The sequence below is a fragment of the Amycolatopsis sp. PSD-21 genome, from assembly GCF_055561455.1.
This window is the reverse complement of the sequence record NZ_CM145712.1, coordinates 159664-173785: the sequence shown is the minus strand read 5'-3', so window position 1 is coordinate 173785 and position 14122 is coordinate 159664. Positions and strand designations below refer to the sequence as shown.

Genomic DNA, 14122 nt, shown 5'->3' with positions numbered 1-14122 from the left:
GTCACGCGACCAACTCGAGTTGGCCGCTGACGCTTTCGTATTCGTCGTCCGTGTCGGCCCACGCGAAGGCCGCAAATTCTATTGTCTGGTCGACCAGGTGCCGACCCGACGTACGCCAGTACTCCTCGAGGTACGGCCTCGCGCCAATGAAGTCGGATGGATAGTCGTCATCTACACTCAACCCGACACCGTAATCGTCGATGATTTCCGGCCCAACCGGAGCAAGAACCACTTCGCCCAACTCAGGACTTTCAATCGGACATACCTGATCCTCCCGCAGAACACCGAGGGCGTGCCGACCGGAACTCGAGGCAAAAGCGAAGCATCGCAGGAACAACACGGCACAAACCGCGAGCGCAACAACGAATACGGCGCCGATGATCGTAACGGAAGACATAGAACACCCCACAGTCAGAGAACGACGAACGCTATGCGTGAACTTCGGTTCGAGCGCCAGGCGGGAGCCAAAGTGTGCCCGGCGTGGGGATCACAAGCTTTGGCGCCTTCGGGTTGGCCGGGTGCGGAAGATGAAAGATCAACTCGTCGACAACCTCGACGACTGAACCGTCGGTGTACCAGACGTAATCTTTGCGTTCGAGGAAGTCGACGCCATCCACAAGACGGCGCCTACACGCCGTCGCGTCGTCTTCGGCCCTGACTATCACCTCGTCCATAAAGGGCTCTTCCCACCCTCGCGAGAACAACATCATTTCGGGCTGCCCAGGAGAACCCGCGAGCTGAATAGCACGGAATTTGCGGGAGACCAGTTCCTTAAGCGCGTCTTCACTCGTCCACATGATCTTCTCCTTTAAGTGCGACCACGTACACGCCGGCCGACAGGTTGAGTGCCTGCCACGCGATACGATGCAGCTTGACCGCCGGAAGCCCCACAAGGATCGCGCTAACCGTCAATGTTGCGAACAGAAAGAAAGGCGAATAGTCACCAAAGAGAGCAACCACGGAACCCGCAAAAAACAACATGCCAAGCGTGAACAGCTTGCCGAAGCTTGTCGCCCAACGGTAAGCGATGCGGAATGGTCGACTCTCTTCGGTGAGTTCGCGCCACACGATCACGCGATTACGTTCGGGAATAGACGCCGCGGCTCGAGCGAAGACCTCGCCAGTGTTGGCAACCTTCCGGCGTGCGGTCGCAGCGTTGGAACGTGGCGGATGCGAGAGGCCGGGGGGCACACTCCCCGCACCCGCCACGAATTCGAGAGGGTCGCCGGACATGCCTTCCGGCTTCCGACCGTTGCGCGGCTTCGTCGACTGCTGCTCGTCAAGGAAGCGAGCACGGTCTCGGCGGACGTGGCGCAGGTACGGAACCAAGGCAGCGACCACCGCGACGCCAGCAACGGCACCGATCACCGCGCGCACGGCAACCTCGCCGGCGCTCATGAGCGAAACCCGACAGTCGGGCTCGTCACCTGCTGCGACGTGGCGTTGTTACCGTGAGCTACCTCGTACATGCACTGAGCGTCCGCCGTAGACGGTCCGCAGAAAACGACAACGGCGTATGAGATCCGGCAGGTACAGCGCCTTAACGCCGGATTCCATACATGCCCCGCATGGAATCTGTGACATAGCGTGCCGAGTCACATACACTGCGCGTTGGACGATGAACGAGGGGTGACCACGGTGCGGAGAGCAGCGCGAACGTGTGAAGCGTGCAGCGCACGACTGGCTCGCGACCGCGTAAGCGACTACTGCGGCTCCTGCACTCGTCGGCTGATCTCCCATGTAGCGCAGCCCCAGCCTGAACCGTTCTGGGAAGCCGACAGCATCCGCACCGCGCTCAAGGCGCGTCACTTCGGCTGGTTCTTCGCGGCCTACCGCCAAGAACACAAGCCCCACGTCTCACAGGCCGCGCTCGGCCTGTGGCTCGGCCTCACGCAAGCGCAGGTGAGCCGCCTCGAGGCACCCGACGCCAGGCGTCCGAGCGATCTCGAGAAGCTCGAGCGTTGGGCAACGGCTCTGCACGTGCCGCGCTCGCTGCTCTGGTTCAGCGTTTCCCATACGCCCGAAGAATCGGCCGAGCCGACAGTCGCGGTTAGCCTCGATGACGTGCAACGGCGACAGTTCTTCAAGACCGCAAGCGTAGGCATCACAGCAATTGGCGCGTCCCTGCTCGGCTCGCCCCCGGCGGCCGCGGCTGGATCGGCAAAGCCCAGAAGCACCGACGCAGAGATCGTCCGACACATGACGGAGACGTTCCGCCAGCTCGACAACCGATTCGGTGGCGGACACAGTCGCGGAACGACCACGATCACCAGCTACTTGACCTCGAGCGTGACGCCGATGCTGAACGACACCAGCAGAACGACAGCCGCTCGAAACGAACTGTTCGCCGCAGCCGCTGAGCTACACCAGGTCGCAGGGTGGAGTGCTTACGACGTCGGTAACGCAGCGGACGGGCAACGGCACTTGCGCGACGCGTTGAAGCTGTCGCAGGACGCCGGCGACGATGCGCTCGAGGCCGAGATGCTCGCCGCCATGTCGCACCACGCGGCGTTCAACCGGTCCCGCGACGTCGCGGTCGACATGGCGCTCGCGTCCAGGCGAACGGCGAAGCGTTCCGGCCTGGTCGCGCTGCAAGCCGAGGCGGCTGTGTTGGAGGCTCACGGCCAGGCGCTCAAGGGCAACACCGGGGCGTGCTTCGCGGCGCTCGGTGAGGCCGAACGGGCTTTCGAGCGGTTCGTGCCTGGCTCCGGGCCGGCTTGGCTGAGCTACTTCGACAACGCCTACTTGTCGGCCAAGTTCGCGCACACCTTCCGCGACCTCGGTCACCTCGCGGAAGCTGAGCAGTTCGCCCGTCGGTCGCTCACCATGAGCGACGGGTACGACCGCGGCCGGTTGTTCAACACCGCACTTCTCTCGTCGATCCTGGCTGGCCAAGGCCGCGTTGAGGAAGCGTGCGCCGAGGCAGCGAAGGCAGTGCGGATGAGCGAGAACGTTCGGTCGATTAGGGGCGGCGCCTACCTCGCCGACGTTGGCCGGCGCCTTGCTCCCCACCGGACCGACGGCCGAGTGCGCTCCGTCTACGCGCAGATGAGCGCCGTTGGCGTTCCCACGCCGGCGTAGGGCTCAGCGGTAGAAGGCGAGGATGTGCAGTAGCGCGACCTGCGATGCTGCACCGACAATCTCGCCCTTCAAGATCCGGTCCCGGACCGTGTCGAGAGGAATCCACGCGACCCGCTCGGCCTCGTTGATATCCGCGGGCTCGCCGATGTACTCGGACCGTCGAGCCACGTACAGCCGGTTCTCGGCGTCCGCACTGCCGATGATGGGTTGCAGCGAACCGAGCGGCTCGACGTCGAGCGGACGCCAGCCGGTCTCTTCCTCGACCTCGCGCGCGGCAGTCACCGCAGGGTCTTCGTCCGGGTTGACGTAACCGCCGGGCAGCTCCCACACCCACCGATCGATGATGAACCGGTGCCGCCACAGCATGAGCACCCGGTCTTGATCGTCAAGAACGGCCATCATCGCGGCCGGGCGGATGCGGAACACCCATTGCTCGAACTTCACGCCGTCGGGCAACTCCACCGAGGCGATGCTCACGCGGTCGCGACGCGTGTCGTCGACGAGTCGCTCTCCGTGGATCGTCCAACGTGTCAGCTCTTGCCCATCCGCTTCGGTAGCCACGTGACGACATGCTACGGCCCAACAGAGCTACAGTCGGCGGGTGTTTGACCCCGCCGATCCGGCCTTCCTCGCGAACCCGTACCCGTACTTCGCCGACCTCCGCGAGCGCGGCGAGATCCACTGGCATGAGGGGCTAGGAATGGCCGTCGCGGTGTCACACGCCGCGTCTTCCGCCGTGCTCAGGCACCGGGGACTCGGCCGCATATGGACCGACGCACAACCCCTTGAGCGGTTCGCGTCGTTCAACCTCCTGCACCGGAACTCTCTACTTGAGAACGAGCCACCAACGCACACGCGCCTCCGGCGTGCGATCTCTTCGGCGTTCGGCCGCGGTCACGTCGAGCGACTGCGACCGATGGTCGAGCAGCTCGCTGAGAACATGGTCGAGAAGCTTGCCGACAAGATCGCCGCAGATGGCGAGGCCGACCTACTCGAGCACCTCGCGCAGCCGCTACCTGTCGCCGTGATGGCCGCCCTGCTCGGCATCCCTGAGCAGGACGGCCACCGTGTAGTGGTTTTAAGTAACTCGATCGTGAAGATGTACGAATACGGGCTCGCCGAAGAGAAGCGCGACGCCGCCGAAGCCGCGTCCGCGGAGTTCGTCGAGTACCTGCGCGGTGTCGCGAAGCAGCGCGCGGACTCCCCCGGCGACGACATCGTCAGCGATCTCCTGCGCAGTGAGCTCACCGAGGACGAACTGGTCGCGACCGCCGTCCTGCTGCTGATGGCCGGGCACGAGGCGACGGTGAACGTCATCGGGAACGGCGTCAACGCGCTGTTGACCCACCGCGACCAGTGGGAGCGGCTGGTGGCCTCGCCGGAGCTGCTGGACCCGTGCGTCGAGGAACTAATCCGCTTCGACGCGCCGCTCCAGCTGTTCGAGCGGACGGCGACCGCCGACGTCGAGATCGCCGGATTCCGGGTGGCCGAGGGCGAGAAGATCGGCGCGCTCCTCGGCGCCGCCGCACGGGACCCGAAGGTCTTCGACCGGCCCGACACCCTCGACATCGGCCGCACGCCGAACGCACACCTCGGCTTCGGCATGGGCATCCACTACTGCGTCGGCGCCCCGCTCGCGCGCGTGGAGATCGCGGCCGCGCTGAGCTCCCTCGCCGCGAAACTGCCGGGACTGGAACTCGCCGAAACCCCGGAACGGCGGCCCGAATTCGTGATCCGGGGGCTGCGCTCGCTCCGGGTCACCACGCGTTAGGCCGGGTCCGGTAAGCCTGTTCGATGGGCTTCGTGATCCAGGCGCGAAGACCGCGGACAGGCTTACCGGACCCGGCCTAGGGGTACTCGACGACGACTTCGTAGAGCGCGGCGTTAGGGGTCGCGACCTGAGCGGCGCGTTCGGTCGACGCCTGGAAGACCTGGTTCCTGCCCGCCGCTTCCCAGGCTTCCTTGCTGTCGTAGTGCGTGACGTTGACCAGCTGGAAGCGCGAATCCGGCAGCAGGGCCCGGTGGAGCTTGGCGTCGCGGAACCCGGGCGCGTCCCGCATCAGCTTCGCGCGCTCTCGCCACGTCTCGACGAACTCGTCCACCTGGTCGGCGGGGATCTCGAAGACGTTGATGAAGGTGACGCCGTCGTCGCTCATGAGCACAGTCTCGAACCTCCAGCGAACTGGAGGTCAACGGTGACCTGGCTCACCCCGCCGGCCCGGGCGGTAGCAAAGGTCCCTTGCTCTCTTTTCGCAGGTCAGGGCCCACAGGTCCACAAGGGACGCTTCTCGGTACTTGAGTGACCGATTCAAGGCTTTTGCGCGGTTCGCAAAGCGGGTCGTGAGTGGCAATGCGGGTTAGAACCCGCATTGCCACTCACGACCCCCGCCACAGACCTCGCTAATCGCCCAAAACGGGCACGTTCGTCTCGACACGTGTCCCTTGTGGACAGACAAGGCTCTTCGGCGACTTCGCGTGATCAGACGGACGACACGCGTGATCAGACAGACGACACGCGTGATTGAACGGACGACACGAGTCGCGTCAGCGCACCGAAGAGGTCGGGCGCTCTCGCCGCTCAGGATCCGGCGCCCCGTCCACCTTCAGCACGCGAAGCAGCCGAAGGCGCTTCTCCGCCACAGGAGCGAGCAGGCCGGACATGCGCTTCACGAGCAGCGCCGTCACCACCGCCAGCCCGGCCGCGGCCAGGTCGGTCAGCGCGACCAGGACGACCCCGTCGGCCAGGGCCTGGACGCCGTCACGGAACCGCCACACGATGACCAGCCCGAGCAGCACCCAGTTCAGCATCCAGACGCCCCACCAGATCAGCACGAGCCGCGACGGCTTCGGCCGCGTTTCCCGCGTCCGGCGTAGGACGGCGTGTTCGAGTTCCGCGACGATCGGCAGCACCATGATCAGGTTCACCACCGGCACCAGCACGAACACCAGCACGTGCCACAGCCGCCTTGGCGGCATCTCGCCGCGGGCGTCCGCGGCGGCGTGCCTCGCCACGAGCAGCCACCACACGGTGAGCCCCGACGGCAGCAGCGAAAGGATCGTCGTGAGCAGGCCCGCGGTGATCACGAAGCTGTCGGACACCGAGACGACGGACGTCGACAACGCGGAGTCGCGGCTCTGCACGAGCAGGACGTAGCGCCAGATTTCGGCGGCCGAGGCCACGACGGCGAGAGCGGCGAAGGTCCACAGCACCGGCAGGAGGCTTCGCGTGATCACCCGCAGCCGTTCCCCCGCGGTGACCTCGCCGGACGCCGTCCCGGGGACCGCGGTCGGCCGTCGCCAGACCAGGTTCGGGAAGCCCCACCGCGGCGGGACCGGATAGGACGGCGGACCGGAATAGCGTTCGGCCACGGGTTTGCGACGCGACGGCAAGGCGCCTGGCGGCGGCGAAGCGACCCAGCGGACGCGATGCCGCACCGGCTGCCGCATCGGCGCGGGACGCACCGGCGGTATCGGCGCTCTCGGCGGGTAGTGGCCTGGCTGCACGGTTACAGCACTTCGGGTTCGACGCCGGGATGGTCGCCGACCATCGGGCGCCCCTCCTGCTTCCAGGAGCCCATCCCGCCGGCGACGTTCACCGCGTCCCAGCCGCTCGCGTTGAGCCACGCGGCGGCGCGCGCGGACCGGCCGCCGCTGCGGCAGATCACGTGGATCGGCTGGTCGTCGGGCAGCTCGTCGAGTTCGCCGACGCGCGCGGGCAGTTCACCCATCGGGATGTGCTTGGCACCGGGGGCGTGCCCGGCGGCCCACTCGTCGTCCTCGCGGACGTCGAGCAGCACGACGCCGTCCTTCGGCAGATCACGGACGGCGACGGTCGGGATGTCAGCAGGGCTCACCACCGTTCCATCCTCGCATCCCGTCCCGTTGCGCGCGCGTGAAGAGCGACTCAATGCTTGACGGCCTTTTCCGCCCCGGCTCCGGTGAGCGAGCGGACCTCCATCTCGGCGTACTTCTTCTGGTCGTGCTCCTTGGACAGCACGGTCCCGAGCCAGCCGAGGAAGAAGGCGACCGGGATCGACACGATGCCCGGGTTGTCCAGCGGGAACCAGTGGAAGTCGACACCCTGGATCATCGAGGCGCTCTTCCCGGTCTTCGGGTCCACGGGCTTGCCCGAGACCGCGGGCGAGAACACGATCAGGATGACGCACACGCTCAGCCCGCCGTAGATGCTCCACAGCGCGCCTTGGGTGTTGAACCGCTTCCAGAACAGCGAATACAGGATCGTCGGCAGGTTCGCCGACGCCGCCACCGCGAACGCGAGCGCCACGAGGAACGCCACGTTCTGGTTCTTCGCGAGGATCCCGCCGACGATCGCGACCGCCCCGATCACCAGCGCGGTGATCCGCGCGACGCGGACCTCACTGTCCGGGGCGGTCTTGCCCTTCTTGATCACGCTGGCGTAGACGTCGTGCGCGAACGACGCCGACGCGGTGATCGTCAGGCCCGCGACCACCGCGAGGATCGTCGCGAACGCCACGGCCGCGATGAACCCGAGCAGGATCGGGCCGCCGAGTTCGAGTGCCAGCAGCGGTGCCGCCGAGTTGGTCGTCCCCGGCGCCTTCGCGATCACGTCCGGGCCGACGAGCGCGCCGGCGCCGTAGCCGAGCACCAGGGTGAACAGGTAGAAGATGCCGATCAGCGCGATCGCCCAGACCACCGAACGGCGCGCGTCCTTCGCGGTCGGCACCGTGTAGAAGCGCATGAGCACGTGCGGCAGGCCCGCGGTGCCCAGCACCAGCGCGATGCCCAGCGACAGGAAGTCGAGCTTCGTCGTTTCGGTCTTGCCGTACTGCTTGCCCGGCCCGAGCAGCGCTTCCCCGGTCTGCCCGCCCTTGTCGACGGCGGCCTGGAACAGGCTGGACAGGTTGAAGCCGTACTTCCCGAGCACCCACAGCGTCATGGCGAACGTGCCCGCGATGAGCAGGACGGCCTTGATGATCTGGACCCAGGTGGTGCCCTTCATCCCGCCGATCAGCACGTACAGGATCATGATCACGCCGACGACGGCGATCACCAGGTCCTGGCCTAGGTTCCCTTCGATACCGAGCAGCAGGTTCACCAGGCCGCCCGCCCCCGCCATCTGGGCGAGGAGGTAGAAGAACGAGACGGCGAGCGTGGAGACCGCGGCCGCCGCGCGGACCGGGCGCTGCTTCATCCGGAACGCCAGCACGTCGCCCATGGTGAACTTGCCGGTGTTGCGCAGCAGTTCCGCGACCAGCAGCAACGCCACCAGCCACGCGACGAGGAACCCGATCGAGTAGAGGAAACCGTCGTAGCCGTTGATCGCGATCGCACCGGCGATACCCAGGAACGACGCCGCGGAAAGGTAGTCGCCCGAGATCGCGATGCCGTTCTGCGGACCGGTGAACGCGCGCCCCGCGGCGTAGTAGTCGGACGCGGTCTTCGTATTCCGGCTCGCCCGGAAAACGATCACGAGCGTGATCGCGACGAAGATCGCGAAAATGGTGATGTTGAGCGCCGGATTGCTGCCCTGTACGCCCGCTGCCAGCGTATTCACCGCTCGGTCCCTTCGACCTCATGCCGGATCTTGTCGGCGAGCGGATCGAGTTTCCGGTTCGCGTACCGGACGTAGAGGCCGGTGATCACGAAGGTGGACACGAACTGCAGCAGACCGAAGACCAGGCCGACGGTGATGTTGCCGAAGAGCTTGGTGCTCATGAACTCGGTCGCGTAGTCGGCGAGGAGCACGTAGAGCAGATACCAAAGGAGGAACAGCGCCGAGACCGGGAAAACGAAGACCCGCAGCCGTCGGCGCAACTCGGCGAAGTCCGGACTCGCCTGCACCTTTTCCCAGTCGGATTCCGGATCGGTATCGCTCACGTCGGACCTCCCGTCTACCGCGACCATTCGATGACTTCGTTGTCACGAAAGATCATGCCCCTCTCAGGGCCGGAGAGGAGCAATCCATTTGAGTGAACGGTACGACTCTGAGTAGACGCTCGCGACTCGAAAGAGTGATTTACTTCCGGTGGCGGCCTTTACCGGTGGTCCGTGCCTTCTCGGTCTTCTGTGGCTTCGCCGTGTCCGCTGTGTCGTCTTCGGCCTGCCCGAACCGGGCGACCGCGCGATCACGCATGAACCCGAGCGGGTCGGGCGCGTGCAGCCGCAGCATCACGCCGTGGACGTCGTCCGGCCGCCCGTATCCGGTCGCGCGGCTCACCACGTAGGTGGTCAGGAACGCGGCCGGCACGGTGATCAGCGCGGGCTGGTTCGAGAACCACGGCGCCCAGCCGCCGCTGTACTTGCTGACGATGTTGACCACGAGCGCGGTCAGCACCAGCCCGCCGCCGACGAGCATCCCGGCCAGCGCGCCGGGCCAGCTGAGCTTGCGCCACCAGACCCCGAGCAGCAGCAGCGGGCTGAACGTCGACGCGGCCAGCGCGAACGACATCCCGACCGAAAGCGACAGATCCTCGGACGGCAGCAGGACCGCCAGCGCGAGCGGGATGATCGCCACGATCGCCGTCGCCACCCGGAAATCGCGGACGCGACCGGGCAGGACGTCGGTGGACACGACCCCGGCGACGCTCACCAGCAGCCCGGACGAACTCGACAGGAACGCCGCGAAGGCTCCGGCCGCCGTCACCGCGCCCAGGATCTGCCCGCCGAGCCCGGGGAGAACGGCGGACGGCAGCAGCAGCACGGCGGCGTCGGTCTTGCCGGTCACCAGCAGCTCGGGCACGTACATCCGCGAGAGCGCGCCCAGCAGCGTCGGGAACAGGTAGAACAGCCCGAGCAGCAGCAGGACGTGCACCGTCGTGCGGCGCGCGGCCTTGCCGTCGGGGTTGGTGTAGAAGCGGACCAGGACGTGCGGCAGCCCCATGGTGCCGAGGAAGGTCGCCAGGATCAGCGAATAGACCTGCAGCAGATCGGTGAGACTCCCCGACCCCGGCCGGAGCCAGTCGCCGTTGGACGTGGGGGCGTCGCTGACCACCGGCACCGGCGTACCCGCGGTGAACTTCAGCGTCGTGCCCTTCGCGACCTTGTGCCCGGCCTCCGGCGTCCACACCGCGAAACCGTTGGCGCGCGCGCCTTCCACCTCTCCGTACGCCTCGAGCACGGTCACCGAGGTGACCTTCAGCGTGACGTCGGCCTGCACCGACACCGTGGTGTTCTCTGGGAACGTCGGCGGGGCGGGCTGCCCCAGCGGACGCGCGCTGCCCGGCCCGCCGGAACCGAGGAACACGATGCACAGGACGAACGTCGGCACCGCGATGGCGAACAGCTTCAACCAGTACTGGAAGGCCTGGACGACGGTGATGGCGCGCATCCCGCCCGCGATCACGTTGAACCCGACCACGAAGGTGACCAGGAGCGCTCCGGCCCACACCGGCACCGGCAAGATCGTCGAGAGGGTCAGCCCGGCGCCCTGCAGCTGCGGGACCATGTAGAGGATCCCGATGAACACCACGAACGCCGTCGAGAACCGGCGCAGCATCGTCGAACCCAGCCGCATCTCGACGAAGTCCGGCAGCGTGTACGCGCCGGACCGCCGCAGCGGCGCGGCGACGAACAGCATCAGCGCGAGATAGCCCGCGGTGAAGCCGATCGGGAACCACAGCGCGTCCGCGCCGTCCTTGAGCACGATGCCGGCGACGCCCATGAACGACGCGGCGGACAGGTACTCACCGGAGATCGCGGCGGCGTTGCGGCGGGACCGCACAGTACGCCGGGCGACGAGGAAATCGTGCGTGCTGACGGCCGACCTCGAGGAGCGATGTCCGAGGTAGAAGGTCAGGACCGCCACCAGCACGATGCCGGCGATGGCCCACGAATTCAGCTGCACGGTGTCATTTAATCGCGCGCTGACGGAAACGCGCCGCCAGGGCGCGGCGAAAACAGGTAGGTCACGGAGGCATCAAGGCGCCCAGCCACCGCGTTTCCGTGGCCCTCGGCCACAAGAGAGCGCGTGATCATGGGTCCTCCTCCATGTGCAGCTCCGCGATCAGTTCTCGATCATGTCGACGAAGTCGCGTTCGTGTCGTTCGGCGAGCCGGTTGTACCAGAGGCCGATGCCGAACAGGAACGGGAAAGGCGCCACACCGAGGATCAGCCAGGGCACGGGGATGCCCACGACGGTCACCCGGCCGAACGACGGGATCAGATAGAAGAGCACCGGAAGCGAACACAGCGTGACCATCACCAGCAGCGCCAGCCAGGAAGCGGTCCGCAGCTGGATCTTCACCAGATCCCGGACGAGGAGCTTGCCCCAGCTGGTCTGTTCTTCGAGTTCGACCCTGGCCCGCAGGGTGCTGGTGGCCTGGCGCGGATCGGCGAGGATCACCCGCTGCCGCTTGGGTTTCGCGTGATGTTCGGGTTTGGCCTCGTGCTTCGGGCCGGACGGCGCGCCGGGAACGGGTTCGACGGCGGCGCCCTCGGGCACCGCCGGTTTCCTGCTCTTTCCGAGCGTCGGGTCCGGCTCGCGGACGCCGTTGACGCGGCGGTAGTAGTCGTCGGTCACGTCGACCGGTTGGCGCCGACCAGCCTGTCCTTGAGGGCGCGCGTGTGGCGGCGGCTCACCGGCAGCACCTTCTCCTCGTTACCGATCACGACCTGATAGCCGCCCTGCCCCATGCGCAGTTCGGTGATCAGCGGCAGGGAGACCAGGAACGACCGGTGGATGCGGACGAAACCCGCCTTCTCCCAGCGTTCTTCCAGCTGGGCGAGCGGGATGCGGACCAGGTGGCTGCCGTCGGTGGTGAACAGCCGGGCGTAGTCGCCCTGCGCCTCGACCCAGCGGACCGAAGACCGCGGGATGAGCTTCGTGGTGCCCGCGAGCTCGACGGGGATGACCTCGTCGTCGTTCTTGACCTGTCCCAGCCCGCCTTCCGCGCCGAACTTCGGCGCGGCGTTGGCGGCGAGCTTGTCCATCACGCGCGTGATGGCCCGGTCGAGCCGATCCTGCTGGTACGGCTTGAGCACGTAGTCGAGCGCACCGAGGTCGAAGGCGTTGACGGCCTCTTCCGCGTGCCCGGTCACGAACACCAGCGCAGGTGACGGGCGCAGCGCGGCGAACACCCGCGACATCTCCATCCCGGACAGGCCGGGCATGTCGATGTCGGCGAACACCGCGTCCACGATCGGCAGGCCGCGGGACTTGCGGTCGGCCAGCCTCGGGTCGTCCGCGGACAGCAGGCGCAGCGCCTCCGAAGCGTCGATCGCCGGGTAGACCAGGGCGACGTGCGGGCTGTTGCGGAGACAGTGGACGAGTTCGTCTAGCCCTTTGGGCTCATCGTCCACCGCCAGGACGATGAGCTTCCGGGTGTCATCGTGAGCACTCACAGTGAGACGCATCCTGCCCATTGCCGGGTTCCTTGTCCAGCCCGCTTCACGAAAGTCGAACGAAAAGGACGGCACCGCCCACCCCCGCGCCTGGGGTGACCGGTGCCGTCATCTTTTCCGGTGACACGAACCGCCTCGCCGTGCCACACCTATCCCTTCACGGCGTGAAGGTGAACCAGTTGACGCTCACGAAATCGGCGGGCTGTCCGCTCGTGAAGGTCAGGTAGACGTCGTGTTTCCCGGTGACGCCGCTGATGTTCGCCGGGATGGTCCGCCAGCTCTGCCAGCCGCCGGTGTTCGCGACGGCGAAGCTGCCGACGGGCGGATTGGACCGGCTGTCGAGCCGGACTTCGACGAGTCCGCTGACGCCGCCCGCCGCTCCGGACGCGACGCGCGCCTGGAACTGCCTGCCCGTCTGCGTCCCGAAGTCGATGCCCGGATACAACGCCCAGTCACCATTGCCCGCCGGACCGATGCTCTGCCCGCCACCGGTGTCGGACGTGGCCTGTTTGGCGATCCCGGCCGACTGGCCGTACGACTCGGCCTGGATCGTGCCGTACGCGCTGCCGCCGCCGGGACTTCCCGTGGTGGTCGTCGTCGGGAGTGTCGTGCCGCCGCCGCGGGTCAGCACGGTGACGTAGTCGACGAGCATCGGGTGCCCCGGCACGATCCCCGGCCCCGGCGTCGTGGTGCCGGAGTTGTTGTTCGGGAACGCGCCGCCGATGGCGACGTTCAGCAGGACGAAGTAGCCCGCGTGGTTCGTCATGTTGGCCCACGTGGTGGCGTCGACCTGGTTCTGGCTGACCGAATGGAATTGCTGCCCGTCCACGAACCACCGGAACACGTTGGGGCTGACGCTGGTGTCCCATTCGAAGGTGTAGGTGTGGAACGCGCTCTGGCAGCTGGCGCCGGGGCAGGTGCGGCTGCCGACCAGCCCGGTGGTCTCGTTGCACGGGCCGCCGGGGTTGACGCCGCAGTGCAGCACGCCCCAGACCGTGTTGATCCCGTTGACGTTCTCCATGATGTCGAACTCGCCGACGGCGGGCCAGTTCCAGTAGTTGCCGCGATACGGCGAGCCCAGCGCCCAGAACGCGGGCCAGTAGCCGAGTGCCGCCGCGCCGGTGACGTTCGGCATCTGGATGCGGCCTTCGATCCGCAGCGCGCCACCGGCCGGTGGTTTGAAGTTCGTGCGCTGGGTCTCGATCCGCGCCGAGGTCCAGTTGCCCGCGCCGTCACGCAGCGGCGTGATCCGGAGGTTCCCGGAGCCGTCCTGGGCGAGGTTTGCCGGGTTCGCCGTGTAGTTCTGGATCTCGCCGGTGCCCCAGTTGCCCGGGCCGCCGGGGTAGCCGTGGCCGGTGTCGATGATCCAGTTCGCGCTGGACGGGAGCGAGCCCGCGGCGCCGGTGAAGTCGTCGGTGAACACGGTGGTCCAGCCGGACGGCGGGGGCGGGACGGCGGCGGATGCGGGCAGGGTGAGGGGGACGGTGATCAGAGCCGCGCCGGCGGTGGCGGCGAGCGCGATCTTCCAACGGGAACGATTAACGGACATCGGACCTCCTCGTCAACGCTGTCGAGGTTTGTTGCCGTTCACAACAAAGCGGTATGTCCGATATGAGACCTGGTCTGAACCACTTCCGCCTACCACCGTTCGGGTGAATCCGACCTGCCCTGAACGCGAAGAACGGCCCGATCCACGAGGACCGGGCCGTTCTTCGCACGC

At 67.0% G+C, this 14122-nt stretch carries 15 protein-coding genes; 2 read left to right on the top strand and 13 right to left on the bottom strand.

What is annotated here, in order from left to right; all coding sequences use genetic code 11:
• Position 1: 1 nt before the first annotated feature.
• From ACZ1DY_RS00870 to ACZ1DY_RS00860, 3 genes are read right to left on the bottom strand one after another with little or no spacing between them, the layout of a single operon-like run.
• Positions 2 to 397 (bottom strand): hypothetical protein, encoded by a 396-nt coding sequence (locus tag ACZ1DY_RS00870; RefSeq protein ID WP_465483323.1) that lies wholly within the window; start codon positions 395 to 397, stop codon positions 2 to 4.
• Positions 398 to 428: 31 nt separating this feature from the next.
• Positions 429 to 797 carry a hypothetical protein gene (locus ACZ1DY_RS00865; protein ID WP_465483322.1) on the bottom strand — a complete coding sequence of 123 codons (369 nt, stop codon included), beginning with the start codon at positions 795 to 797 and terminating at the stop codon, positions 429 to 431.
• A complete protein-coding gene (locus ACZ1DY_RS00860; protein ID WP_465483321.1) occupies positions 784 to 1398 on the bottom strand; it encodes a hypothetical protein in 615 nt (204 codons plus the stop codon). Before ACZ1DY_RS00860 ends, ACZ1DY_RS00865 begins: the two co-directional genes overlap by 14 nt.
• A 231-nt stretch (positions 1399 to 1629) precedes the next feature.
• Between ACZ1DY_RS00860 and ACZ1DY_RS00855 the strand changes: the two genes are divergently transcribed.
• Complete coding sequence (locus ACZ1DY_RS00855) at positions 1630 to 3081, top strand: XRE family transcriptional regulator (RefSeq protein ID WP_465483320.1); 1452 nt, start codon at positions 1630 to 1632, stop codon at positions 3079 to 3081.
• A gap of 3 nt (positions 3082 to 3084) precedes the next feature.
• On the opposite strand, the gene ACZ1DY_RS00850 is transcribed toward ACZ1DY_RS00855, so the two are convergent.
• Positions 3085 to 3642, bottom strand: a complete 558-nt coding sequence (locus tag ACZ1DY_RS00850; protein WP_465483319.1) for an NUDIX hydrolase — start codon at positions 3640 to 3642, stop codon at positions 3085 to 3087.
• Positions 3643 to 3682: 40 nt separating this feature from the next.
• Between ACZ1DY_RS00850 and ACZ1DY_RS00845 the strand changes: the two genes are divergently transcribed.
• A complete protein-coding gene (locus ACZ1DY_RS00845) occupies positions 3683 to 4852 on the top strand; it encodes a cytochrome P450 (protein WP_465483318.1) in 1170 nt (389 codons plus the stop codon).
• Positions 4853 to 4928: 76 nt separating this feature from the next.
• Here ACZ1DY_RS00845 and ACZ1DY_RS00840 read toward each other — a convergent pair whose 3' ends face one another.
• The 9 genes from ACZ1DY_RS00840 to ACZ1DY_RS00800 all read right to left on the bottom strand — a co-directional run bounded on the left by ACZ1DY_RS00840 (position 4929) and on the right by ACZ1DY_RS00800 (position 13951).
• Positions 4929 to 5237: an antibiotic biosynthesis monooxygenase family protein gene (locus tag ACZ1DY_RS00840; RefSeq protein WP_465483317.1), complete on the bottom strand. Its 309-nt coding sequence runs from the start codon at positions 5235 to 5237 to the stop codon at positions 4929 to 4931.
• A gap of 388 nt (positions 5238 to 5625) precedes the next feature.
• Entirely contained in the window at positions 5626 to 6552 is a 927-nt protein-coding gene (locus ACZ1DY_RS00835; protein WP_465485803.1) for a DUF4328 domain-containing protein, read from the bottom strand.
• Positions 6553 to 6587: 35 nt separating this feature from the next.
• The gene (locus tag ACZ1DY_RS00830; protein WP_126732518.1) at positions 6588 to 6938 is read right to left on the bottom strand and encodes a rhodanese-like domain-containing protein; all 351 of its coding nucleotides are present in this window, start codon (positions 6936 to 6938) and stop codon (positions 6588 to 6590) included.
• A 47-nt stretch (positions 6939 to 6985) separates the two neighbouring features.
• Entirely contained in the window at positions 6986 to 8617 is a 1632-nt protein-coding gene (locus tag ACZ1DY_RS00825; RefSeq protein WP_126732519.1) for a solute symporter family protein, read from the bottom strand.
• Complete coding sequence (locus ACZ1DY_RS00820) at positions 8614 to 8967, bottom strand: DUF485 domain-containing protein (RefSeq protein WP_126732520.1); 354 nt, start codon at positions 8965 to 8967, stop codon at positions 8614 to 8616. The genes ACZ1DY_RS00825 and ACZ1DY_RS00820 overlap by 4 nt, the downstream gene beginning before the upstream one ends.
• A gap of 112 nt (positions 8968 to 9079) precedes the next feature.
• On the bottom strand, positions 9080 to 10906 hold the full coding sequence (locus tag ACZ1DY_RS00815; protein WP_257483637.1) for a sodium/solute symporter: 1827 nt from the start codon (positions 10904 to 10906) through the stop codon (positions 9080 to 9082).
• Between the two features lie 159 nt (positions 10907 to 11065).
• Positions 11066 to 11581, bottom strand: coding sequence for a DUF485 domain-containing protein (locus tag ACZ1DY_RS00810; RefSeq protein ID WP_126732521.1), 516 nt, complete (start codon positions 11579 to 11581; stop codon positions 11066 to 11068).
• Entirely contained in the window at positions 11578 to 12414 is an 837-nt protein-coding gene (locus ACZ1DY_RS00805; protein ID WP_185927068.1) for a LytR/AlgR family response regulator transcription factor, read from the bottom strand. The genes ACZ1DY_RS00810 and ACZ1DY_RS00805 overlap by 4 nt, the downstream gene beginning before the upstream one ends.
• A 145-nt stretch (positions 12415 to 12559) precedes the next feature.
• Positions 12560 to 13951, bottom strand: a complete 1392-nt coding sequence (locus ACZ1DY_RS00800) for a carbohydrate-binding protein (protein ID WP_465483316.1) — start codon at positions 13949 to 13951, stop codon at positions 12560 to 12562.
• Between the last annotated feature and the right edge of the window lie 171 nt (positions 13952 to 14122).

Coding starts and splice junctions, on each gene's coding strand:
- ACZ1DY_RS00805 (WP_185927068.1), bottom strand. CDS start 12,414: ATGCGTCTCACTGTGAGTGCTCACGATGACACCCGGAAGCTCATCGTC.
- ACZ1DY_RS00870 (WP_465483323.1), bottom strand. CDS start 397: ATGTCTTCCGTTACGATCATCGGCGCCGTATTCGTTGTTGCGCTCGCG.
- ACZ1DY_RS00865 (WP_465483322.1), bottom strand. CDS start 797: ATGTGGACGAGTGAAGACGCGCTTAAGGAACTGGTCTCCCGCAAATTC.
- ACZ1DY_RS00800 (WP_465483316.1), bottom strand. CDS start 13,951: ATGTCCGTTAATCGTTCCCGTTGGAAGATCGCGCTCGCCGCCACCGCC.
- ACZ1DY_RS00860 (WP_465483321.1), bottom strand. CDS start 1,398: ATGAGCGCCGGCGAGGTTGCCGTGCGCGCGGTGATCGGTGCCGTTGCT.
- ACZ1DY_RS00840 (WP_465483317.1), bottom strand. CDS start 5,237: ATGAGCGACGACGGCGTCACCTTCATCAACGTCTTCGAGATCCCCGCC.
- ACZ1DY_RS00820 (WP_126732520.1), bottom strand. CDS start 8,967: ATGGTCGCGGTAGACGGGAGGTCCGACGTGAGCGATACCGATCCGGAA.